The sequence below is a fragment of the Vibrio sp. 10N.222.55.C6 genome, assembly GCF_041473395.1.
GTDB classification, from domain to species: Bacteria; Pseudomonadota; Gammaproteobacteria; order Enterobacterales; family Vibrionaceae; genus Vibrio; species Vibrio crassostreae_C.
The window spans coordinates 1-219 of record NZ_JBFRSD010000224.1 but is presented as its reverse complement, the minus strand read 5'-3'; the positions used below and the strand labels follow the sequence as shown (position 1 = coordinate 219).

Genomic DNA, 219 nt, shown 5'->3' with positions numbered 1-219 from the left:
CCACCAGCGCAGGGGTGTTCTTTTCCGCTGTATTGCTTTTGATCGTGTGTGTTTATGGTGGTTATTTTAATGCAGGCTTAGGCATTGTGACATTGAGCTACTTGGCGCTGGCTGGTTACACCAACATCAACGTGATGAATGGCATCAAACTGCTCGTGTCCGCGTGTGCTTCCCTCGCAGCGATCGTATTTTTTATCGTCAATGGTTCGATTGATTGGC

Annotated in this window: 1 pseudogene; it reads left to right on the top strand. The window is 47.9% G+C overall.

Annotated elements, in window-relative coordinates:
- A pseudogene (locus AB4486_RS23360) lies at positions 1-219 on the top strand (sulfite exporter TauE/SafE family protein); the annotation flags it as partial.